This window comes from Acidobacteriota bacterium (genome assembly GCA_039028635.1).
Taxonomy (GTDB): domain Bacteria; phylum Acidobacteriota; class Thermoanaerobaculia; order Multivoradales; family JBCCEF01; genus JBCCEF01.
In genome coordinates, this window is record JBCCHV010000047.1 from 1 (window position 1) to 22,344 (window position 22,344).

General features: G+C 66.7%; 18 protein-coding genes. 8 read left to right on the plus strand and 10 right to left on the minus strand.

From position 1 onward, the window contains the following. Positions 1-1,077, plus strand: a 1,077-nt coding sequence (locus AAF604_17625; GenBank protein ID MEM7051491.1) for an RHS repeat-associated core domain-containing protein, incomplete at its 5' end; no start/stop codon positions are given. Continuing rightward, positions 1,074-1,379, plus strand: coding sequence for a hypothetical protein (locus AAF604_17630; GenBank protein ID MEM7051492.1), 306 nt, complete (start codon positions 1,074-1,076; stop codon positions 1,377-1,379). The genes AAF604_17625 and AAF604_17630, both read left to right, overlap by 4 nt. Before the next feature lie 560 nt (positions 1,380-1,939). Here the strand turns inward: AAF604_17630 and AAF604_17635 are convergent. The 5 genes from AAF604_17635 to AAF604_17655 form a co-directional block, all read right to left on the minus strand. Further along, positions 1,940-2,440 (minus strand): cyclic nucleotide-binding domain-containing protein, encoded by a 501-nt coding sequence (locus AAF604_17635; protein MEM7051493.1) that lies wholly within the window; start codon positions 2,438-2,440, stop codon positions 1,940-1,942. Between the two features lie 38 nt (positions 2,441-2,478). Further along, positions 2,479-3,717, minus strand: a complete 1,239-nt coding sequence (locus AAF604_17640; GenBank protein ID MEM7051494.1) for a Glu/Leu/Phe/Val dehydrogenase dimerization domain-containing protein — start codon at positions 3,715-3,717, stop codon at positions 2,479-2,481. A 121-nt stretch (positions 3,718-3,838) separates the two neighbouring features. Next, positions 3,839-4,546 (minus strand): energy transducer TonB, encoded by a 708-nt coding sequence (locus AAF604_17645; protein ID MEM7051495.1) that lies wholly within the window; start codon positions 4,544-4,546, stop codon positions 3,839-3,841. Between the two features lie 93 nt (positions 4,547-4,639). Continuing rightward, positions 4,640-5,113, minus strand: coding sequence for a PaaI family thioesterase (locus AAF604_17650; GenBank protein ID MEM7051496.1), 474 nt, complete (start codon positions 5,111-5,113; stop codon positions 4,640-4,642). A gap of 21 nt (positions 5,114-5,134) precedes the next feature. Further along, the gene (locus AAF604_17655; GenBank protein MEM7051497.1) at positions 5,135-6,430 is read right to left on the minus strand and encodes a polysaccharide deacetylase family protein; all 1,296 of its coding nucleotides are present in this window, start codon (positions 6,428-6,430) and stop codon (positions 5,135-5,137) included. Between the two features lie 555 nt (positions 6,431-6,985). Here AAF604_17655 and AAF604_17660 point away from each other — a divergent pair. Then, positions 6,986-7,642, plus strand: a complete 657-nt coding sequence (locus AAF604_17660; protein ID MEM7051498.1) for an HD-GYP domain-containing protein — start codon at positions 6,986-6,988, stop codon at positions 7,640-7,642. On the opposite strand, the gene AAF604_17665 is transcribed toward AAF604_17660, so the two are convergent. Further along, positions 7,567-9,084 carry an SGNH/GDSL hydrolase family protein gene (locus AAF604_17665; GenBank protein MEM7051499.1) on the minus strand — a complete coding sequence of 506 codons (1,518 nt, stop codon included), beginning with the start codon at positions 9,082-9,084 and terminating at the stop codon, positions 7,567-7,569. The two genes, AAF604_17660 and AAF604_17665, sit on opposite strands and share 76 nt — an antisense overlap. 156 nt (positions 9,085-9,240) lie before the next feature. Then, positions 9,241-9,771, minus strand: coding sequence for a hypothetical protein (locus tag AAF604_17670; protein MEM7051500.1), 531 nt, complete (start codon positions 9,769-9,771; stop codon positions 9,241-9,243). Between the two features lie 122 nt (positions 9,772-9,893). Here AAF604_17670 and AAF604_17675 point away from each other — a divergent pair, with 122 nt between their 5' ends. Beyond that, a complete protein-coding gene (locus AAF604_17675) occupies positions 9,894-11,543 on the plus strand; it encodes a S41 family peptidase (GenBank protein ID MEM7051501.1) in 1,650 nt (549 codons plus the stop codon). A 23-nt stretch (positions 11,544-11,566) separates the two neighbouring features. Here AAF604_17675 and AAF604_17680 read toward each other — a convergent pair whose 3' ends face one another. Both AAF604_17680 and AAF604_17685 read right to left on the minus strand, forming a co-directional pair. Further along, the gene (locus AAF604_17680) at positions 11,567-13,474 is read right to left on the minus strand and encodes a hypothetical protein (GenBank protein MEM7051502.1); all 1,908 of its coding nucleotides are present in this window, start codon (positions 13,472-13,474) and stop codon (positions 11,567-11,569) included. Continuing rightward, entirely contained in the window at positions 13,471-15,462 is a 1,992-nt protein-coding gene (locus AAF604_17685; GenBank protein MEM7051503.1) for a hypothetical protein, read from the minus strand. The genes AAF604_17680 and AAF604_17685 overlap by 4 nt, the downstream gene beginning before the upstream one ends. Before the next feature lie 126 nt (positions 15,463-15,588). Between AAF604_17685 and AAF604_17690 the strand changes: the two genes are divergently transcribed. From AAF604_17690 to AAF604_17700, 3 genes are all read left to right on the plus strand, one after another. Continuing rightward, positions 15,589-16,164, plus strand: coding sequence for an ECF-type sigma factor (locus AAF604_17690; protein ID MEM7051504.1), 576 nt, complete (start codon positions 15,589-15,591; stop codon positions 16,162-16,164). After that, the gene (locus tag AAF604_17695) at positions 16,161-17,561 is read left to right on the plus strand and encodes a serine/threonine-protein kinase (GenBank protein MEM7051505.1); all 1,401 of its coding nucleotides are present in this window, start codon (positions 16,161-16,163) and stop codon (positions 17,559-17,561) included. The genes AAF604_17690 and AAF604_17695 overlap by 4 nt, the downstream gene beginning before the upstream one ends. Positions 17,562-17,656: 95 nt before the next feature. Continuing rightward, positions 17,657-18,688: a hypothetical protein gene (locus AAF604_17700; GenBank protein ID MEM7051506.1), complete on the plus strand. Its 1,032-nt coding sequence runs from the start codon at positions 17,657-17,659 to the stop codon at positions 18,686-18,688. A gap of 213 nt (positions 18,689-18,901) precedes the next feature. Here the strand turns inward: AAF604_17700 and AAF604_17705 are convergent, their stop codons facing one another. Further along, on the minus strand, positions 18,902-20,302 hold the full coding sequence (locus AAF604_17705; protein MEM7051507.1) for an outer membrane protein transport protein: 1,401 nt from the start codon (positions 20,300-20,302) through the stop codon (positions 18,902-18,904). 236 nt (positions 20,303-20,538) lie between these two features. Between AAF604_17705 and AAF604_17710 the strand changes: the two genes are divergently transcribed. Next, positions 20,539-22,287 carry an aminotransferase class V-fold PLP-dependent enzyme gene (locus AAF604_17710; protein ID MEM7051508.1) on the plus strand — a complete coding sequence of 583 codons (1,749 nt, stop codon included), beginning with the start codon at positions 20,539-20,541 and terminating at the stop codon, positions 22,285-22,287. The last annotated feature ends 57 nt before the right edge of the window (positions 22,288-22,344 follow it).

The following is a 22,344-nucleotide window of genomic DNA, read 5'->3' on the forward strand; positions in this document are numbered from 1 at the left end:
AGCCCGATCGAAGAGACCTGGACTCTCAGGGACCTCGGCGGCCAGGTGCTGCGCACCTGGGGCACCGTCGGAGGTTCCTCCGGCACCTGGAACCACCGCGAAGACCACATCCATCGGGACGGTCAGCTGCTGGCTTCGTGGAGACCGGCCGAGGGGTTGAGGTTCTTCCACCTCGACCATCTCGGCACCTCGAGGCTCATCACCAAGGCCGACGGGAGAAGCGCAGGGCTTCACACCTACTTCCCGTTTGGCGAAGAGTCCGTGCCCAACGGGTCCAGCGAGCGGATGAAGTTCACCGGGCACGAGCGGGACACCCACGGCACCGTCGGTCAGGGCGATGACCTCGACTACATGCATGCCCGGTACTGCAATCCGTTGAACGGACGGTTTCTATCCGTGGATCCAATCGACGGAGAGCCGTGGAATCCTCAGACTTGGAATCGATACGCTTATGTCGGTAACAATCCGTTGAACTTCATCGATCCTGATGGTCTATTTAGAGGGGAGACAAGAGAAAATCCTATCGATGGAGGGCAAGTAGATGTTTGCGAAGATCAGGAAACTGGTGAGCCCTGTAGGCCGGATCATGAAAGTCACTCTACTAAATCTGACAAGTCGCCGGATTTTGACAGTTTTAGAAACTTCGTCTCAGAGGCCTACCACAGAGATGGCGGTCAGGGTGAGGCGAGGTCAGCCCTGATGAGATCTAGTTTCAGTGTCTCTCTTCAGGCTGCGGGCGTGGGTGTCTGTGATGCGAACTGTCAGGTGCTGGGTCATGTCGCAGAGAATTTTTATTCAAATCCTGCTTACAATTCGATCGCAGATGCTCAGCAGGTATCGTTGTCTCTACTTGTAGGGGTTCCGGTCGGCGCCCGGGCGGCGGTTGCAGGTTCTCGGATTGCTCGCAGTTCTCGTATGTCTCTGTTTGGTAAAACTGGACTTCTTAATCACAATAGATATCTCAGGATTGGCTATGGGAGGCGAGGTGGTGAAAGGGTCTTTCGAATTGGTGGTTCTTGGGTCCACAAGGTCACGGGGCGGTCCAAGGTCGATCTCTGGACGATCGGAAGACTGTGATTGGAGTTTTCGACTTGATAAGAATTAATAGATTTCAGGAGTTATGTTCCAGAGATGTCGATTCTCTTCTTGATGAGGGAGGTTTGGATTATTCGAGAAATCTTGTCGAAGGCGATAGCGAGTCATACATGGTCTATAAGGTGGGTGGGGGAGAGCGGATTGAAGTCTACATTTATGAGGATGAGGCTGGGTTTTACTTCGGGGATGACTGGTATGTTTTCGAGGCTCAGGACTACCCTTCTTTGGACCTTCTGCGCCGTTCATTCTTCGAGAGGTTGAAGGGCCGAGTTCTTTCTCTGTGACGGCGCGCTTCTGTGATGACGCCTTTTTTGAAGGCAAGAGAGAACTACTGCTAATTAGGCAGTATTGGATGATATCCAAACAAGGCAAGGTCGATACTTTCAAGCAGCAACCACAAGGTGTTTGGTGAAGTAATAGAAGTTTGAGATCCCAACGGTCTTGGCCTTTGATGCTCTGCAGACAGGAGACTATCGGACTACTGGAGCCCTAGGATGGAGATCCCGAGATATCAATTGGCAAGTTGGCCCGACGAGGAGAATCTGGTTGGTGAGATTCTGCTAGACGATGAGCATGCTGCGACTGTGCTGTTGCGCGATGGTGGGCCTGTGTTGTTAATCCACGCTAGCCCAGATGAAAAGACTCTCAATCTCGGTTCTTTTATCGAAATGTTGTCGGAAATTCCCGCCAGGTTGGGGCGCGCCCCTGATGCGTCGGGAGAATATGACTCTGGGTAAGCGCTGATTCTGGGAAGGCTGCTGAGTAAACATGGGAAGGCCAGATGATGGGCGACGGTCCTAATCTCAGAGATCTGGAGGTGGGTCAGCCGCTGTGCCGAACCCCCTCAGAAGGTCCACTCGCTGAACAGCTTCTGCTGGAAGCGCTGGAGGTCGCGGACCGGGGCGCCGGTCTGCTGGAGCTCGACGAACTTTTCGTTCATGGCGGTGAGGCGCCGGGCGAGGACCTGGGTGATCTGGAGAAAGATCTGGAGGGTGGCCGGGTCGCCACGGTGGAAGCGCTGGCGCAGGGTGGCACAGGGCAGGACGAGGGCCAGGGTCTCTTCCCGGGAGCGCACCGAGGCGGCGCGGCGGTCGCCGGTGAGGGCTTCCATTTCGCCGACGACGGCCGGGGCTTGCAGCACCGCGAGCTGGCGCTCGCTGCCGTCCTCGTCATGACGAAAGACCTCGAGCGATCCGGAGAGCACGAAGTAGAGGTCCGTGCTCTCGCTGCCGGTTTCGATGAAGGCCGTGCCGGCCTCGAGGTTTTCCTCGCGGCAGGCGGAGAGGAAGGCGGCGAGGTCGTCTTTGGCGAGGTTCCGGAAGAGTGGAAAGCTGCTGTAGTCCATGGCCGTCTCCGCGGATCGAGTGAAGGGTGATGGGTTGATCAGAGGCCCCGCAAGACGGTGGCCTTGCCGACTTCGCGAATCGCGAGCACGAAGGCGGCGGTGCGCAAATCGAGCTTGCGGCCCTTGGCGATCTTGGTCACCGAGCCCCAGGCTTTGTGCAGCAGCTTTTCGAGCTTCTCGTCGACCTCTTCGTGCTCCCAGTAGAAGCGTTGGGTGTTCTGTACCCACTCGAAGTAGGAGACGGTGACGCCGCCGGCGTTGGCCAGGATGTCCGGAACGATCAGGACGTCGCGATCGACCAACTGCTGGTGAGCCGAGGGCACGGTCGGGCCGTTGGCGCCCTCGACGATGATCGGAGCCCGGATGGTGGCGGCGACTTCGTCCGTGATCACGCCTCCGAGGGCCGCCGGGATGAGGACGTCGACGTCCATCGCGAAGAGCTCCTCGGGGGAGCTGGCGTCGGCTCCCGGGAAACCGTCGACGGAGCGCTGCGGGCTCTTGCTGACGTGCTCGGCGAGGGCCTCGGCGTCGAAGCCCTCGGGATTCTTCAGGTAGGCGGCGTGGTCCCCCACGGCGACCAGCTTGGCGCCCCAGGAGTCGAGGATGCGGGCCGCCCAGCTACCGACGTTGCCGAAGCCCTGCATGGCGAAAGTGGCGCCTTCGAGAGGTCGCCCGATCTCTTCCAGGGCCCAGCGGGAGCACAGCGCGACGCCGCGGCCGGTGGCCTCGGTGCGGCCCTTGGAGCCGTAGACCTCGATCGGCTTGCCGGTGACCACGCCGGGCTCGAAGCCGTGGTACTTGGCGTACTGGTCGACGATCCAGGCCATGGTCTGGGAACCGGTGTTGACGTCCGGCGCCGGGATGTCGACGTTGGGGCCGATGATGAAGTGGATCTGGTCGACGAACTTCCGGGTCAGGCGCTGCAGCTCGCCCGGTGAGAGGCGGTGCGGGTCGACGGTGACGCCGCCCTTGCCGCCGCCGTAGGGAATGCCCACCACGGCGGTTTTCCAGGTCATCAGGCTGGCGAGGGCATTGACCTCGTCGTCGTCCGCCTCGGGGTGATAGCGGATACCGCCCTTGAAGGGGCCGCGGGCGCCGTTGTGCTGCACCCGGAAGCCGTCGAAGACTTCGATGCCGCCGTCGTCCTTCTCGATCGCTACCTCGACCTTCATCTGGCGCGCCGGGGTGACCAGCAGCTTCTCGATCGAGCGGCTCACCTCCATCACCCGAGCCGCATCGGTGAAGTACTTCAGCGCATTCTCGAAATGACTCGCCATGGCGTCGACTCTTCCTCCCTGATGCGGATAGTGGCCGCGATGCTACCACCCGACAGGCGGTCTTCGAGGGGCCTCCTAGGAGACCTTGGCGGGCGCCCTCCGCGGCGTCCCGCCGAAGGCCTCAGTCGGTGTCGAAGTCGACTCGGATGTTGTAGTAGATGGCGACCTCGTCGCGGTTCAGGCGCGCCGGCTGGAAGCGCCACTCGCTCACCGCCTGGGCGGCGAGAAAGAGCCTCAGGGCGGAAGGTGCATCGACCACCCGCGGGTTGCTCGGCCGGCCGCGGCGATCGATCAACACCTGCAGAATCACCGGCGTGGGATCCGCCGAGCGGCGGTAGCGCGGCTCCCGCCCGCGACGCCGGTCCGGCAGCACCACCTCACCATCGGCGCGGAAGATGTTGTTGATGCGACGACTTTCGTCGTCGGCGAAGTCGCCGTCCTCGGCGAGGGGCCGTTCCTCGGTGTCGCGCAGCAGGTTGCCGGAAGAGCCATAGCGTCGCAGGTCGAGATCGCGCACGCTGGGATCGAGATCCTGCGCCAGGGCCCAGCTCCAGAGGGCGGCTGCGGTGTCGTCGATCATCGACTCGGCGACCGCCCGCAGGGTGACCAAGCGGCCCAGGGTGGCGGCCCCTTGCTCATCCTCGGAGACGGTTTCGGGCAAGTCGTCGAGGGTCCGTCGCACCAGCCGCAAGGCCCGCAAAGGGGAGCCATCGCGCAGGGCGGCATCGATTTCGTCAAAGGTCGACCCGGTGGTCGACTGGGCGCTGGCCGGCAGCGGCAGGGTGGCGATCACGAGGAGAGCGAGCAGGGCGAGGCGACGAGTTCGCATGATGAATCCCTATGCTGCCATGAAAGCGCCCGCCTTGTCCTCTTCGGCGGCCCGGCCGCTGCTGGGCGTGCGTGCCGATCGGCGGTCGACGGCTCAGCCGGCGTCGCGCCAGCTCGCCGGGACCCTCACCGCCACCACGGTACCTTCGGCTCGCACCTTGCCGGCGCTCGTCAGGGTGCAGTCGAGGTGGGTCTTGCGCTCTTCGCGAGCGACGATCCGAGCCCGAATCTCGACCTCGGCGGCGAGCGGCGCCGGTCGCAGGTAGCGCACCTCGAGGGAGGCGGTGGCGAACCACAGATCCGGCGGCGAGCCGATCTCGCGGTCCTCCTGGCGATAGCCGTCGGCGACGGCGGTGCAGATGCCGTGGCAGTCGATCAGGGTGGCGATGATGCCGCCGTTGAGGACGTGCGTCGGCCCGGCGGCGTGGTGCGTCAGAGGTTGGTAATGGCAGACCGCTTCGTCCTCGCCGTCCCAGTGGCTCTTGATCTGGAGGCCCTGCTGGTTGAGCGGTCCACAGCCGTAGCAGTGATTGTGGGGAATGAGGTCTTGGAAGGCCGGTTCGGTCATGTCGGACTCGCAGTCGTCGCGCTACATCGAGGCGTCTTCGGTGATCTCCCAGGCGCCGTTGAGGCTGCGCCGCAGGACGATGAGGGTGAGGCCGGAGGCGTCGTCGCGCTCGGCGTCGTCAGGGTAGCCGAGCATCCATTTGGCGACCACGGTGGCGCCGTGGACGCGGCTCGGCACGGCGTCGCCGAGCAGGCTGACCTCGGTGCCGGAGTGCAGGCCGACGTGGTGAAACTCGAAGGTCAAATGGCCCATGGCGGAGCGATCCGGGTAGCGCCGTTGGTAGCGGGCCAGAACCTCGGCGCGGCCGAGGGTGAGGCCCGACGGCGAGACGAAGCGGGCGTCCTCGGCATAGGAGCGGGTGAAGGTCTCGAGATCGCCGCGGTTCCAGGCATCGGCCTGTTCGAGCAAGAAGGCCTTCACCTCGTCGGCGATCTCGCCCGTCTGGCGCTCCGCCCGCAGGCGGTGCCACAGGCCCGGGCCATGGGTGCCGACGTAAGCATGCTGCTCGGCGAAGGCCGGATCGGCGAGCACTTCGTCGGCGCTGGCGAAGCGGTAGCCCTGGTCCTTCAACCAGGTGAAGAGGCGATCCCACTGGGCGGCGCCGACGGCGTTGGCGTGGAGTAGGAGAATCTGCGCCACCGGTCGCTCGAACAGGCGTCGGGCGAGCTGCTCCTGGTGCCGAATCGAGAGATGAAGGGACTCGTGATAAGCCTCGGCGACGGCCTGCTGGCGTTTCTTGTCGCCGCTCCGGACGGCCGCCAACCAGGGGCGCTCGAAGGACCAGTCCTGGGTGTCGAGGGTGACCGGCAGGTTGCGCTGTCCGCTGTCCGCCAAGTACTCCCGCATGGCATTGAGCTTTGCCGCCGTGTCGCCTTCGCGCAGCATTGGAAAGCGGAAGAAGCGCACGGCCCGCTGGCTTTGGGTGTGCTTGCCGAGGCTTTCGGATTGGGCGACGAGGAACCGATTGATCTCCTGGCGGGCGCTTTCGATGTCGGCGAAGTAGGCCGGAAACTCGGTGGCGGTGTAGGAGAGGTGAGCGGTGGAGTGGTTGCCGAGCTCGTGGCCGGCATCGAGCCAGGACTCGAGGAGCGCTTCGTCGCCCGGTCGCATGTTCCCCCAGGTCACCAGGCCCACCGCTGGCACCTGATGCTTGGCGAGGGTGGCGAGCATCTCGTCGGTGAGCCGGCGGCGGGTTTCGACGTCTGGGTTGAGGCCGCCGGCCATCGGCAGGTCGTCGACACTGATCAGGAGCGGAATCGGCTCCTCGGCGCGCGCCGGGACGCTCGCCATCACGGTGGCCAGGAGGGTTGCGGCCAATATGGTGCCGGCAGCTCCGGTCCAGCCAGGAAGGCTCCTGCTTTGCGATTTGGGCGGTCGAGATCTCATCGCGATTCTCCTCTCCCTGCGATTCTATGGCCGGAGCTTCGCTTCGTCGCCAGGCGATGGAATTCGCTGGGAATAATGGCCGGCGAAGGAGGGTTGATGTCGATCGGCCGCGCACCTCGGCAGGTCTCTTCGGCGCGGTTTTCCTGATCTTCTGCAGTTCCGTCTGGCGGTTTCGCCAGTCGATTGCCGTAGGACATTTCGGAGCTGTACCCCCCGGGTTCGGGATGCCGCGAGCGCCATCGCGTCCCCGGTCGCTGTGAGTCAATCCAGGGCTGTGTACCGTTGATTCGAGGGTTGGAACCCTCGCCGGGGCCGACTCCAGATCTCAGCACTCGTTCGCATCGCGGAGGTCTCTCGCGGGTGGGCTGCCCTGGGAATCGGATCGAACCACTCGGGATGTCCTCGGATTGCAGGGACCGAAGACGCATTTTGCAGTTTTCTTGCGCTATGGGAGCTATGGGAGTTGTCGCAATGAGTACCCATTCGATGCTTGAGTCCGGCCGCGGAGCGGTGCGGGAACGCCTGGTGGCGTCCCTGGCTGCTGCGCTGGACGAGCATGACCGCGCCACCGGCGGGCACCTGCGCCGGGTTGCGGTTCAGGCGGTGCGCGTCGCCGAGCGCATCGGCATGGGTGCTGCCGAGATCGATCGGGTCTACTGTGCGGCGGTCCTCCACGATCTCGGCAAGATCGGCATTCCAGACTGGATTCTCGGCAAGCGGGGACCCCTCGACAACGAGGAACGACGGCTGATGGAAGAGCATCCCACCATCGGGGCGCGCATCCTGCGCGGTTTTCCGGAGCTGGTCGATGTCGCCGACATGGTGGAGCAGCATCAGGAACGTTGGGATGGCCGCACCGAGGGTGCATTCCGGGGATATCCCCTGGGATTGGCCGGCGAGGAGATTTCCCTGGGCGCTCGGATCATCGCCGCCGTCGATGCCTTCGACGCCATGACCTCCGATCGTCCCTACCGCTGTGGCTTACCGATCGCCGAAGCTCGTGCCGTTTTGCAGCGCGAGCGCGGCGGGCAGTTCGATCCGCGGGTGGTCGACGTCTTCTTCGCCCTTCAGGAGGAAGGTGCCTTCAGCTCCAGCGCCTCGAAGCGCACCGCCGGCTCGCCCTCGCCGACGCCGGGCCGATAGCGAAACACGATCTGGTTCAGCCCTGGCCGAACCTCGAAGGGAATCACGTCCCCGAGGCGGGTCCCCTGGCGCTCGCCGGTGCGTCGGCGCCAGCGGAGCTGGCCGTTGATCGAAATCTCGATCCGCCGCATCGGCTGGACCGTCTGAAAGCGGAACGCCAGCTCGAGGTCGTGGGCCTGTGGTGACTCGAACACCAGCCGGGTTTGCTGCCCCCGCCCGAGGCGGCTCCGGGAGGTCGCTTTGCGCGGGGTGGCGGTGAGGCCGAGGGTCGCCACCGGCGCCGTCGGCAGGCCGAGCAGGTCGTGGGATCGCGACCAGCGATCGGGCGCCGAGGCTTCGGTCCAGCCGAGATCTGCCATGGCTTCGAGGAGCCACTGGGCCACCTGGTCGTGCCCCAGGCGATTGAAATGACGGTCGTTGGCCTTGCCGTAGGGGTGGAAGAAGTCCTTGGCCCCGATCGGGCTGCGCAGCATCTTTCGGCGCAGGGAGAGCACCGGTACCTGTCGGCTCTTCAGCCAGCCTTCGACGGTGGCGGTGCCGTGTCCCGGGCGAATCGCGGCGCCCGCGGCACCGCGCGGCCAGCTCCCCGGCTCGGAGTGAAAACGCACCCACTGTGGCCCGAAGGTGTCGGCGAAGGGCACCACCATGCCGAGGAGCGGGATCTGCCGGGCTTCGAGGGTGGCCGCGATCTCACTTACCAAACGCCGTGAGATGGACCAGCTCTGGCGGATCGCTGGCGGTACGTCCTGGCCCGGGGTCAGCGAGTACAAGCCCGGTTTGTAGGCCAAGCCAGCCGCCAGGGAGTACTGCCGGTGGATGCTGCGAATCCACTGGCGCTGCTCCTTCGGCGTCAGGTTTGGCGCGCTCTCGGGCGGTCCCAGGCTCAGCCAACGGCGGCGCTCGACCAGCCGGAAGAGGGCCGAGCGCCGGCGCCAGGCAGCGCGCTGCGGCTGAAACCAGGTGAGCTCGAGGTCGCCCTCGCGATCGACGAAATAGGGGCGGTAGTAGTCCTGGAGATCGCAGCCGAAGGCCAGCGGCCGACTGTTGTTGCAGAGGTCGTTGTAGGGCAAGAGTTGCAGCACCACCGCATCCGGATCGAGGGCCAGGCCGGCGTGGCGCAGCGCCAGGAGCTGCTGGCCGGTGCCCCAGCCGCCGGCCGCCAGAGGGATCACCTCCCAGCGTTCGCCAGCGTCGTTCAGCCAGTTTTCGAGCAAGCCGGGAAAGGTGGCGGCCCGCGGGTAGGCGCTGCCGAAGGTGAAGGAGTCGCCGAGCAGCAGGAGGCGGCGGACTCCCGGTGGCTTCTGTCGCGGCAGCTCGCCGAAGCGAAACCCCTGGGCGTTCAAGCGGTCGACGTCGGGGCGCTCCGGATTGGCGGTCCAGCCATAGATCGGATGATGGCGAAAAGCGTCTCGGTAGCTCGAGTCGGCACCGGTCAAGCGCACCGCCAGCTCGGCGAGGGCGAGGCCGAGCAGGGCTGAAAGCAGGATGGCGACGGCACGGGCGAGAAGCCGGCCGCGGGCGGCGGAAGGAGCGGAATCCGGTTTGATGGCGGCAGCCTACCAACGGCTCGCCGGACGGGTCAAAGGCCCTTCGTTGGGCTAGTCCCGGCGGCGAGTCAGCCGCAGCTCGTTGCGAACGAAGGGCTCCTCGGTGCCATCGATGATCACTTCCTTGCGCAGCACCAGGGCGTCTCCCCGGCGTTCGATGAGGAGGCGAAACTCGGCCGGTCGGTCGTTGTCCGTACCTCGGGTGGTGAGCCGCCAGGAGCTGCCGTTTGAGGCTTTTTCGGCGATGTCGTAGACGTCGTTGCCGACCCGGAAGCGATTGCCCGTGAGGCGGGCCAGGCGCCCTTCATCGGTGATCTTGGAGCCGTTGGGCTCGGTGAATACGGTGGTGTAGGCGAGGCCACTGCCATCGCGCCGGTAGGTGGTCTCGGTGGGCAGCTCGACACGGGTTTGGTTGTCGCCGTAGTCGAGGTACTCGAGGACTCCGGACCAGGTGCCGACCAGGAAATCGAGCTCCGATCCGGCGCCTGCCGCGCCGCCGCCAGAGGCGCAGCCGAAGGTCGCGAGGGGGATCAGGCAGACCCATGTCCAGAAGGTGGCGCGACGGATTCTCTTCTCGATCATGCTCGGCTCCTTTCCTGTCGACAACCTCTTCGCCGGCGGGCGACCGCTGGATGCTTGGAACTCTCGGCGGGTTGGTCGCGTTCTATGGGCTGAAGACTGCAATCACTAGGGGAGGAACCGAGATGCTGTCATGCCGGTGCCGTCGTGCTGTGCCTGGAATCGCCCTGCTGATCGGACTGATGGTGGCATCCGGCGCCATCGCGCAGTCATCGCCGAGTCTTCTGGAGGAAGCCAACGCCGCCTACGAGAGCAAAGACTTCCGGCGGGCGGGTGAGCTCTTCGAGCGCTCGGCCCTCACCACGCGCAATCCCGGCGAGGCCTACAACGCGGCCTGTAGCTATGCCCTGGCCAAGCTGCCGGAGGAAGCCTTCGGGCAGCTCGAGAGGGCGGTGCGATTCGGCTTCATGGATGCTGATTGGATGCGCCAAGACGGCGACCTGGCCACGCTGAGAGAGGACCGGCGATGGGCGCCCCTGGCCGAGAAGGCGAGCGCGCTGGCGGCTCGTCAGGCGGACTTCTGGCAGGGGCCCGCGTCCGAAGTGCCGTTTCGAGAGGATCTCTCCCTCGACGACAAGCTCGCCGGCTTGGCGACCCTGTGGGCGGAGGTCAAATTCAACTTCGTCAACTTCGACCTGGTGCCCGAGGTCGACTGGGATGCCCTCTATCGAGAGTCTTTGCCGCGGGTGCGCCAGTCACGGTCGACGGTCGAGTACTACCGCATCCTGACCCGCCTGATGGCTCGCCTGCGGGATGGCCACAGCAACGTCTACCCGCCGGCCGAGCTGCGCGATGAATTCTGGGGCCGCCCTCTGGTGGCCACTGCTTGGATCGAGCAGCAGGTGATCGTGACCAAGGTTGAGGAACCGGATCTCGGCGTCGGCGTCGGCGATCGGGTGGTCAGTATCGACGGTCAGCCGGCGGCCGACTATGCCCGGCGCCGAGTGGAGCCGATGCAAAGCGCTTCGACGGACCAAGACCTGGCGTCGCGGACCTTCGGTCGGGGGTTGCTCGCCGGGCCCGCCGGCAGCACCGTCACTCTGGCGGTGCGCAACGCCGAAGGCGAGCTCCGACAGGTCGAGTTGACCCGTCGGCCGCTCGCCGAGCAGGCGGTGATGCGGCCGTCCCACCGGCCCTTCGAGCTCTCCTGGTTGGACGGTGACATCGCCCACGTTCGCCTCAACGGTTTCGGGACGCCGGCGGCGGCGGACGGCTTCGCCGCCGCCTTCGACGAGCTGTCGTCGGCCAAGGCTCTGATCCTGGACGTGCGTGAAAACGGCGGCGGCAACAGCTCCGAAGGCTGGCGTGTGCTCTCCCATCTCACCGCCGAGGCGTTGCCCGTGGCGAGCTGGTACACGCGCCAGTATCGGCCGGCCCATCGCGCCTGGGGACGGGGTCCGAGTACCTTCGGCAGGGAGGGCGGTGTGCGGCGGCTCACAGGACCCGGTCCCTACACCGGGCCGGTGGCGGTGCTGATCGGTCCCCGCACTTTCTCGGCGGCGGAAGACTTCGCCCTCACCTTCGATCTCCTCGACCGCGGTCTGCTGATCGGCGAGGCGACCGGCGGCAGCACCGGCCAACCGGTGTCCTTCACGCTGCCCGGCGGTGGCTCGGCTCGGGTGTGCGCCAAGCGCGACCTCTATCCCGACGGTCGCGAGTTCGTCGGCGTCGGCATCCTGCCGGACCGGGTGGTGGCGCCGACCGTCGCCGACTTCCGGGCCGGTCGGGACACCGTCCTCGAGGCGGCCGTCGAGGCGTTGCAGACGCCCGGATGAGATCGCCGCCGCGGAGCGCTGGCTCAGAAGGCCTCGAGATCGACCTCGCTGCGCAGCGTGCCGGCGGGGCTGTCGTAGATGCGAACCGAGCCCGTCTCGGTGTCTTCGATGGTCAGGGTGAAGGCCAGGTTGGTGAGCGCGGCGCGAAAGACCCAGAAGGAACCGTTGACGGGGCGACCGTCGAGGACCTTGACGAAGAGCTCAAGATTGTCGCCGGAGAAGAAGGAGAAGGCGGCCGTCTGATCACTCACGGCGATGGCCAGGGCGGCTCCTCGCTGGCCTGAGCGTGGGTCTTCGAAGTCCACCCGAAGTCGGAAACGACCCTGCAGCAGTTCTGCGAGGGGCTCGCCCGCGGCGACCGGCGAGGAGGGCCCCGATGGCGCCGTTGGCGGTTGCCTTTTGCCACTCTCCGCGGTGCCTTCGAAGGTCCGCGTATCCGCCTGGGCCGGCAGCGTCGCCGGCGGGTTGTAGTAGGTCTCGGCGGTGCCAGTGAGGGTGTCTTCGACCACCATCCAAAGCTCGAGATCGGTCAGGCCGGTCCAGAACATCCAGTGACGACCATTGACCGGTCGGCCGTCGAGGATCTTGACGAAGAGCTCGAGATTGTCCTGGTCAAAGAACCAGAAGCTGCCGGTCTCGGCCGTCACCGCTGCGGCTCTCGCAGTCCCCGAGCGGCCGGTGCGCGGATCGCGCCACAGGGTGCGGATGCGAAAGCGCTGGCGCAGACAGAGGTCCGTTCCCTGGGTGACGCAGCCCTCGTGGAGGGGGATGCGCAGGGCCGAGAGGTTCCCCGGCTCGCGCCAGGCGATGACCGCGCCGCCGGCTGGCGAAGCCGTCACCGTGAAGGGCGCGTCGGGCAGCTCGAAGACCTCACCGAGACCCCGCCCGAGGGCATCGAGGCGGCGCCCTTTGGATGCCAGTCCGAAGCTCCTCCAGGCTGCCAGGAGACCTCCGAATCGGTCACCCACGAGCTGTGGAAAGACGTTGTCATCGCCTTGCGGCTGCGGCTGAATCGGTGTCGGCCGGGTTCGCGGCCGTGCCTCCGAGTCGAGGAGCAGGGAGTGCATCCGATAGTTGTCGAAGACCTCCGGCAGGTCGGCCCAGATGACCACGAAGTCGCCGGAACCTGAGGCTGCGATGGCGGTGGTGGTGCTCGAAATGCCTCGCAGAAGGTCCGTCGGCAGGACTCGGGTCGGTGCTCGGGGCTCACCTCTGGCGGTAAAGGTCCGCGCCATCAGGCGCTGGTCGACGCCGAGGTCGGTGTAGTCCTCGAAGGATACGGCGAAGGTCCCGTCGTTGCCGACCGCAACCCGCGGTAGGGACGGCAGCTCGCGGCGCTCGGTGATCTCGAAAGGGCTGCGGGCGGGTTTTCCGTCGCGTCCGATCATCCGGCCGATGAGGGGGAACAGTCCAGGTTCCTCCCACACCACCAGGCTGGTGCCGTCGGGCGCCGTGGCCATCGCCGGTGGCGTGCCGAAGCGCAGAGAAGCGGCGGTTTCCGATACTCGCAGGGCGCCGGTCAGGGGACGACCCTGATGATCGAAACGGCGACTGACCACGTGGGCTCTGTCGAGCAGCGGAGGCCATGCCTGCCAGGTGACGAGGAAGTTGCCCTGCCCATCGCTGGTGACGTTGGGGCTGCGCTCATCGTTGGTCTGGGACCCGCTCACCGCGATGACCTCACTGCGCGGGTGGCCGTGGGGGTCGTAGATGCGAGCCTCGATTCGCGATGGCTGGAAACGCTGCCAGACCAGCATCAGGTCGCCATCGAGATCGGCTGCGAGGCGATGGCAGCAGGTGTTCTCGATCTCCGGCACCGGAAGCTCGAAAGAACCGTCAGGTGCTTCGGCTGGTATCGGCGCCGCTGGAGCGATGAGGAGAAGGCTGGCGATGCAGCGCCACGGCAGAGTGCGAAGGGTGTTGCGACTCATGGGGCTGTTCTCCGGTCGTTCTCCGCCGGGAAGGTTTGGGTGTCGATATCGCTCGCCAAGCGAAAGGGCGGATTGCGGTATCGCTGCACGGTGCCGAGCCGGCGGTCGGTGATGGTCAGGGTGTAGCCGATGTCGGTGAGCTGAGCGCGGAAGACCCAGAAAGAGCCGTTGATGGGGCGACCGTCGAGAATCTTGACCAGCAACTCGAGGTCGTTCTCGCCGAAGAAGGAAAAGGCCGCCGTTTCCGGGGACAGGGCTCGTCCCTGCCCGACGCCCTGTCCGACCCGCGGGTCGTCGAACTCGAGGCGCAGGGCGAAGCGCCCGTCCTGGAGCTCGACCTCCGCCGTGGCGGCGCCAGCACTGTCGCGGCGGGGCAAAGACGGCGAGCCGGCGTGGACAAGGTCTCGAGTGTTGCTCGGGTTGGCGGAATCGACGAAGGTGGCGGTGTCGGCTTGTGCCGGCGGTGCGAAGGGTGGGTTGTAGTAGACCGCGCTGCGGCCGGTGACGAGGTCTTCCATCACCAACCAGACTTCGAGATCGGTGAGGCCACTCCAGAAGAACCAGAAGCGATCGTTGACCGAGCGCCCGTCGACCACTTTGACGAACAGCTCGCGGTTGCTCGCATCGAAAAACCAGAAAGTTCCGGTGACCTCGCCGAGGGGCGCCGCCTGCGCGATGCCGAGCTGGTCACGGCGCGGGTCGCGCCACCAGGCGCGCACCCGAAAGCGCTCTCCTAGGCAGAGATCTCCTGGCCCGGTCGAGCACTCGAGGGTGCGCGGCAGGGTACGCGTCACGATCCGCCCAGAGTCGACCCAAGCGGCCATCGCCGGGCCCGCGGCTCCTACGGTGAGGCGGACCTGGAGGGTCCACGGTGTGAGGCGGAGGGCCGGGCCCCGAACCGATCCATCGGTCGCCAGCTCGCGGACGAACCATCCCGAGCTTTCGGTTTGCTCTGTCTCGCGATACCAGGCGACCCAGGTGTTGCCGAAGCCGTCGCTCGTCAGCTCGGGAAAGTCGTCATTCAACTCGGTGGAGACTTCACCGCTGGGTACCGCTGGCTCGGCGCGGCCGGTGTCGCCGTCGATGGCGACGCTGAATAGCTCCGGGACGAGCGGAAGGTCGAGGGAATCGGCCCAGGTCAACAGGAATCGATCCTCGCCGGTGGCCGCGACCACCGGGTCGAGGCGCGCGAAGCTCGGGCGGCTACTGGTCAGCGAAAAGCTCGCGGTGCGAGGGCGTCCCGAGGGATCGAAGAGCTTCGCGACGATGTCTCGGCCGAGGTCGGTATTGCCCAAGTTGTTCCACACGACGGAGAAGGTGCCGGCTGCCGAGGTGGTGACTCTCGGCAGCGCCTCGAGGCGCACATCGTCCGGGTCGATGGGACCGTCTCGGAGGAGCTGCACCGGTCCGCGGGGCGTGCCGTTAGAGTCCAGGAAGCGGCCACGGATCGGGGCCGCGTCGAAGAACGATCGATCCCAGACCACCAGCGTGCGGCCGTCGAGGGTGCGCGCCACGTCCGGTCCTCCGAGCGTAATGCCATCGGGCTCGGAGAGCTGGTGGACGGGCCCCACAGGGTTGGCTAAGGCATCGAAGGCTCGGCTGTAGATCAATCTTTCGCCAGCCCCGGGAGCTTTCCAGGCGACGACGAAGCGACCGCGACCGTCGCTCGCGACGGCCGGAGTGATCTGGACGCCGACACCCTCGGGGTCGACCGCGAAGGTCTCCGAGCGTGGGGCGCCGTCGGGACCGTAGAGGCGTCCGAAGAGGCGCGGCTGCTCGTCTTCGAGGCTGTTCCATACGAGGATGCGCCGGCCGGCGAGGTCGCTGGCGATATCGAAGGTGATGGCCTCTCGATCGCCGATATCGAGCTCGAGCGTTTCTGCAATCGCTGTCCTCGTGGGAGTGACTCCGGCGACGAGAGTTAGAGCCAAGAGAAGGGCTGCGAGGGGAGAGCGTTGACGCTTTCGATCTTCGGCAAGGTGGTGCATGGTCTGTTCCTCTTTCGGTGCTGGAGTTTCCGGCCGACAAGGTTCGGCAGACAAGGAGGCGCAGGAAAAGACCAGGAGCGATCACCGCCTTCGAATTTGGTCCGATTGGTAAGCTGCGGATGGACCATGACCGGCGAAGCAGCGGACGACGTGACCGGCCTCTTGCGGGCTTGGCGGCAGGGCGACGAGGTCGCCGGAGAGCGCCTGCTTCCGAAGGTCTACGGCGACCTCAAGGAGCGCGCCGCCCGCTACCTGGCGGGCGAGCGGCGAGATCACAGTCTCGAAGTCACGGCGCTGGTCCACGAGACCTACCTGCGGCTGGTCGACTACTGCTGCCTCGACTGGCGGGACCGATCCCATTTCCTGGCCCTCGCGGCGCAGCAAATGCGCCGTATCCTGATCGACCATGCGCGCCGCCGGCATGCCCAGAAGCGCGGCAGCGCCCCGCTCCGCGTCACCTTCGGGGACTGGCAGCCCTTGGCGACGTCGCAAGACATCGAGGCCCTCGACGAAGCACTGCGCGCTCTGGCCGAGTTCGACGCCGTCAAGGCGAGGTTGGTGGAGCTGCGCTTCTTCGCCGGCTGTACGGTCGAGGAGACGGCCGAGATCCTGGGCTGCTCGGCTCCGACCGTGACGCGCCAGTGGCGGGCCGCCCGAGCCTGGCTACTGCGCGAGCTCGCCGGAGAGCCGGAGCCTTCGTGAGCCGGAGCCGGATCGATCTGATGGCGCGTTTCGAGGCCCTCCTCGAGGTGGCGCCGGAAGATCGCGATGCCTGGCTGGCGGCCGAGTGTGGAGCCGATGAAAATCTGCGTCGGTCCCTCGAGGAGCTGATTTCGGCCGATGCCGCGGCGGAAGTGATCTTCGAGCGTGGGGGCGACGGCCCGACCTCTCCGAAGGGCGCCACGATTGCCGACGTTCCGGCACCACCATCCGCTCTCGGGCGCTATCAAGTACGTCGTCGCCTGGCTCGCGGCGGCTTCGGCGAAGTCTTCGAGGCCTGGGATCCGGACCTCAAGCGAGCGGTGGCGATCAAAACCTGCAGTGCCGCCGAGGCGTCCCTCCGTCGGCGCTTCGCGCGCGAGGCGGAGATCGCCAGCGGTCTCGACCATCCCGGAATCATCCGGGTCTTCGATGTCGGAGAAGAGGCCGGTGTCCCCTTTCTGGTTCAGGAGCTGCTGGATGGGGAGGATCTCGGGGCCATTCTGCAATCGGCGCCGCGGGGCCTGGAGATCGCCGAAGTGGAAGGCCTGCTGCACCAGCTCGCCGAGGCCCTCGCCTATGCCCACCGGCGCGGCGTCGTGCACCGCGACATCAAGCCCGGCAACCTGTTTCGCCTGCCCGACGGACAGCTCAAGGTGCTCGACTTCGGCATTGCGCGGCAGCAGTCGACGGCCAGCGACCTGACCCGCGAAGGCGCCACCCTCGGCACCCTCGCCTACATGGCGCCGGAGCAGGTGCGCGGCGAGGTGGTCGACCGGCGCGCCGATCTCTTCGCCTTCGGTGCCGTCGGTTGGGAGCTCCTTACCGGTCGCCGCGCCTTCGTCGCTGAAAGCGAAGCCGGCACCCTCTATCGCGTGCTCGAGGTCGCTCTGCCGCCGCTGCGGGAGCTTCGGCCCGATGGCCCGCCGGCCCTCGCCGGCTGGCTCGAGCGCTGCCTCGAAAAGGATCCGGCGGCGCGACCGGAGTCCTTCGACGAGCTGCTCGCCGGTTGGGATCGTGGCCGACCGCCGCGGCGTCGAAGAGGGCTTGCGATCGCCGTCGCCGCGCTGCTGGGCCTGGCCGCCTGGGCGACGCTGGTCTTTTGGCCGGAGGCCGAGGTGGTGCCGCACGGGCCGTCCGGCCGTCTAGAGATCCGCGCCGTGCCGTGGGCCGAGGTGCGATCGTTAGTCGACGGTGTCGGTCGCCCCGTCGAGATCGCCGGTGGTCGTAGCACGCCGTTGGTGCTGTCTCTTCCGCCGGGGCGCTATCGCGCCGTCCTGCATCATCCGGAGGCCGGCGAGGGCGCTTGCTCGGTGGTGGTGCCGGTGTCGGGGACCGGGCGCTGCGAGACGGCCTTTCCGGCTCTCGGGGTGGCGGAGTTTCTGGAGTCCTTGCGGTGAGGCCTCGCTCGGCAGTTCGCCAGCGGTTCGGTTCCGCTCCCGCTGGGGATGGGAGACGGACACGAGCCACTGCTCGCCGGCGGCGATGCTGGCTCGTGGCGGTTCTGGGAATGTTCCTGGCGACCTCCGTCATCGCCGATTGGCGCCAGGACTATCTCGAGGCGCTGCAAGCGGCCGAGGCGGGCGCGTGGCAGGCGGCCGAGGGTCGCCTGCGGGCGGCCATCGCAGGACGCCCCGAGGCGCGTCGCCGGGCTCGACTCGTCGGAGCGATTCCCCAACCCTATTTGCCCCACTACTGGTTGGGCCGAGCTGCCTTCGAACAGGGCGATTGCGCCGCGGCGGCGGAGTCCTGGACCACCTCCCTCGAGCAGGGGGCCGTGCGGTCAGAGGCCGACCTCTGGGCGAGTCTCGAGGAGGATCTCGGTCACTGTTCCGCTCTCGTCGAGCTGCAGCGGCGATCGGCGACGACCGCCGGGTCCGAGGGCGAGGCGCTCCGCCGGGAGCTGGCGAGTCTGGCCGCCCGTCGGGCCTTCGACGATTTGGCCGGGCTGCGGCAGCGGCTCGATGACCTCATCGAGCGGCAGTCGACCGACCAGGATCCCGCCTTGGGCTCCTCCGCTCCGCCGATGGCACTGCCGACGGAGGTCGCTGCGGAGCCTTCCCGAGAGGACAGTCGAGAGGGGCCGATCGAGCCGGCGGCGCCGCCGGTGGATCCCGCCGTCGAGTCGGCGGCGGTGACGGTTGTGAGTGAAGCTTCACCCTCGCCCGATGATTCCCGAGAGGGAGCGACGGAAGTACCCTCCGAGGCGGCGCGGTCCGGCCCAGGAGGGCCCGATGCCGCCGCTGTCGTTGTGGCCCCTTGGCGGCGAGGAGCCGAAGAGTACTTCGCGGGCCGTTACCGCGCTGCCCTCGGCGAGCTGGCCGGCGTCGGCGGCGGGCCGGCGGCTCTGTTGCGCGCCGCCAGTCACTTCGCTCTCTGGCGCCTTTCCGGTGAACAGGCAGAGGAGCAGCGGGCGGCGATGGCCCGGGAGCTCGCCGCTTGTCATCGACTGGCGCCGGATCTCGAGCCGGCGGCGGCGCTCTTTCCGCCGCCCTTTCGGACACTGTTCGCTGCCGCCGAGCCGTGAGGCGGGACCAGCTCGATTGCTCAGCAGGGCGGCCTAACCCGTCCTTCTCACGAGCTTTCCGCTGCGAGTCCGTAGGTCCCCGAATCTGCTGCGTTATCCGTCGCCTGCTCTCCTCGCAGTACGTCGAGTACGGCTGCGTCGTGGCAGCGACGGATGCCTTGCATCTTCAAGAACCTACGGCCTCTCGCGAGGAAACCTCGTGAGAAGGCCGGGCTAGAAACGCGCCACGGCCGAAAGGGAGACGGTGGTCACCGGGTCGGCGTGGTCGACGGCGAGGTCGATCTGTGCTCGACCGAAGACGATGCCGGCGCCGGCGGTGAGGTGTAGCTCGTCGTCGCCGGCGCGGAAGCGGGCGGCGAGCAGCGCTTCGTCGCCGACGTAGCGCAGGCGATGATCCGGGTCCCACCAAAGGCCGGCGCGCAGCGCCACCGGAAAGCGGGGCTCGAGGAGCTGAATCTCGGTGCCGAGATGGAGCTGGTGGGCATCATCGATGACGAAGTCGTTCTCGGCGCCGATCGCTGCGCGCAAGAGGTTGAGCAAGCCGTCGCTCAGGGACGAATAGCGGATCCAGTCGTAGTCGGCGGTGATCAGCCACTGATCGGTGGCGTGGAGGGCGACGCCGAGGGCGGCGACGTCCGGAACTCGGAAGGTGCCCTGGCCACCGACGGTCGGGTCGACGCGCCCCGGAGCTTCGCCCGCCGGACCTTCGACGAACTCGGCACGAAAATCGAAGCTCGGCCCCTGGCGGTAGGCGCCGCCAAGGCTCCAGCGACTGTCGAGGCGCCACAGGAAGCCGGCCTGGAAGACCAGGTCGTCGTCGCTGCCGCGCTGTAGCTGGCGATTGAAGACGTTTTCGGGGGAGAAGTCCGCCGGACCGTAGAACTGCCCGGTGAGGCCGTCCTGCAGCAGATCTCCGGTGGGCTCGGCGCGGCGGAATCGCTCGGTCGTGGAGTCGAGGTCGAGGTGGTAGCTGGCGAGGCCGAAGCCAACGGAGAAGTCATCCCTCAGGCGATAGGCGCCGGCGGCGCCGATACCGGCGATGTCGAGGTCGAGGGACGAACGCACCGGAAAGGTGCGGAAGGGCGCGCTGCGTGGTCCGACGAACAGGCCCTGGGACGTGAGGGAGCTGCGGAAGCGGGTCAGCTGATGGCCGTAGATGGCCACCGCCCAGCGCTTGGCTGCAGGGTTGTCGGGCCGGTTGCCGGGGGAGGTGCCGGGGTAGGTGAAGGAGGCGAAGGCCAGCCCCGCGGCGCGATTGCGCTCCTCGCCGCGCTGCAAGCCGTCGACGACGTCGATGCCGATGCCGGTGAGGGCGGTTTCGGGAACGTGTCCGCGTTCCGCGAACTGGCTGCGGAAGGTGCCGTGGCGAGCTTCGATGGCGACCTCCGGCTCCACCAACTGGGTGAGCCCGGCCGGATTGCTGTAGGCGGCGGTGGCGTCATCGGCCAGGGCGACGAAGGCTCCGCCGAGGGCGAGGCTGCGGGCGCCCGGAGGGAAGAGATCGAACTGGGTTGCGGTCTGGATCTCGTCGTTGCTCTGGGCGTGGGCGAACGGGGCCGAGGTCAGGAGGGCGAGAATCAGGAGGGTCGCTCGACGGGGTGCATCGGTAGCCAAGGGGAGTCTCCGCGAGTTTCGAAGGATGATGCCGGCGGAGCGATTCTATGGCCCGCGGGTTGCCGAGAAGCCGCGCCGCGCCGGATTTCGAGTCGCGACTCGTAAGGAACCGCGATCCCAGGCAGCGGGTCTCCAAGCCTGGTAAAATCACAGGTCCCAGTGACCTCCGGCGGTATGGAGCCACCGCGACCCCTGACATCGGTCGCGCACCGCCGATCGACCGCGAGCGATTCGTCATGGACCAGCTGACTGCGCCTCCGCAGAGCCTGAAGGATCAAAACCTCACCATCGCCGATCTCCTCGGCGAGATCATCGGCCGCGGCACGCGCCTGCGCACGCCCTTTGGCGAGCGCTTGATGACCTACGCCGACTACACCGCCTCGGGCCGCAATCTGCGATTCGTCGAGAGCTACCTCGGCGAGCTGCAGGAGATCTATGGCAACACCCATACCGAGGACACGGAATCGGGGCTGGTGACCTCGGATCTCCTGGCGCAGGCGGAGGAGTGCATCAAGCGCTCCGTCAACGCCGACGATTCGACCTGCCTGATCGCCACCGGGAGTGGCTCGACGGGGGCAATTTTGCGCTTCCAGGAGCTGCTCGGGCTGCGCTTTCCTCCGGCCACCTGGGAGCGTCTCGAGGAGGCCCTCGAGCCCCATCTCGGAAACGGTGCGACCCAAGAGTGCTTGAAGGAGCGCCTCGCCGATCGCCTGCCGGTGGTCTTCGTCGGTCCCTACGAGCACCACTCGAACGAAGTCTCCTGGCGCGAGTGCTTCGCCGAGGTGGTCGAGGTGCGGCTGACCAGCGACGGTCTGCTCGACCTCGCGGATCTCGAAGCCAAGGTCGCGGACCCGCGCTACGACGGTCGTTTCAAGATCGGCAGTTTTTCTTCGAGCTCCAACGTCACCGGCATTCGCACGCCGCTCTACGAGGTCGCCAAGCTGCTCCACCGTCACGGCGCGCTGGCCTGTTTCGATTTCGCCGCCTCGGCTCCGTACTGCGAGATCGACATGAATCGCGACGACGAGAGCTACTTCGACGCCATCTTCATCTCGCCCCACAAGTATCTCGGGGGTCCGGGCTCCTGCGGCGTGCTGTTGTTCCGCGACGACCTCTACCGCTGCGACCTGCCGCCGAGCTGTAGCGGCGGCGGCACCGTCGACTACGTCGGTCCCCACGATCACGACTACCTGAGCGATATCGAGGAGCGCGAGAAGGCCGGCACGCCGCCGATCCTGCAGTTGATGCGGGCGGCGTTGGCGATGGATCTCAAGGAGACGCTGGGGTTCGAGGCCATCGAGGCCACCGAGCACCGCTACCTCGAGCAGGTGATGGACCGCTTCCTGGCCCATCCGGGGATTCACGTCCTCGGCAATCCCGACCCTCGGCAGCGCATGGCGGTGATCTCCTTCAACATCCGCCACGGCGACAAGTTCCTCCACCCCAAGCTGGTGGCGCGCTTGCTCAACGATCTTTTCGGCGTCCAGGCGCGCGCCGGTTGCTCCTGCGCCGGTCCCTACGGCCATCGGCTGCTGGGAATCGACGATGAGCTTTCGGAGCGCTACCGGGCCCAACTGCAGGCCGGTTTCGAAGGCATCAAGCCGGGCTGGGTGCGGATCGGTCTGCACTACACCCTGACCACTGCGGAGATCGAGTTTCTCTGCCGCTCGATCGAGATGGTGGCCGAGTTCGGGTCCCGCTTCCTGCCCCAGTACGAGCTCGACATGCGTACCGCTGTGTGGTCGCGGCGGGACGGCTTCGCGCGGCCGGAGCCGGCCTTCGGTATCGCCGTCGCGCGGCAGGAGCGAGGTGCTGCGCCTCCGGCGCCGGGCGAGGAGGAGCGCAATCGCGAGCTCGAGCGCTACCTGGCGGAAGCCCAGGGCCTCGCCGACCAGCTCGCCGATCAGCCCGAGGCGGAGTACGCCACCCTGCCCGGAGAGCTCGAGGAGCTGCGCTTCTTCAACTCGGTTTCGTTTCGCCTCTAGTCTGGGTTGGCGGTCGAGCCCGCGACGGGAAACGCTCGACCGCTTCCCGTCGCGGAA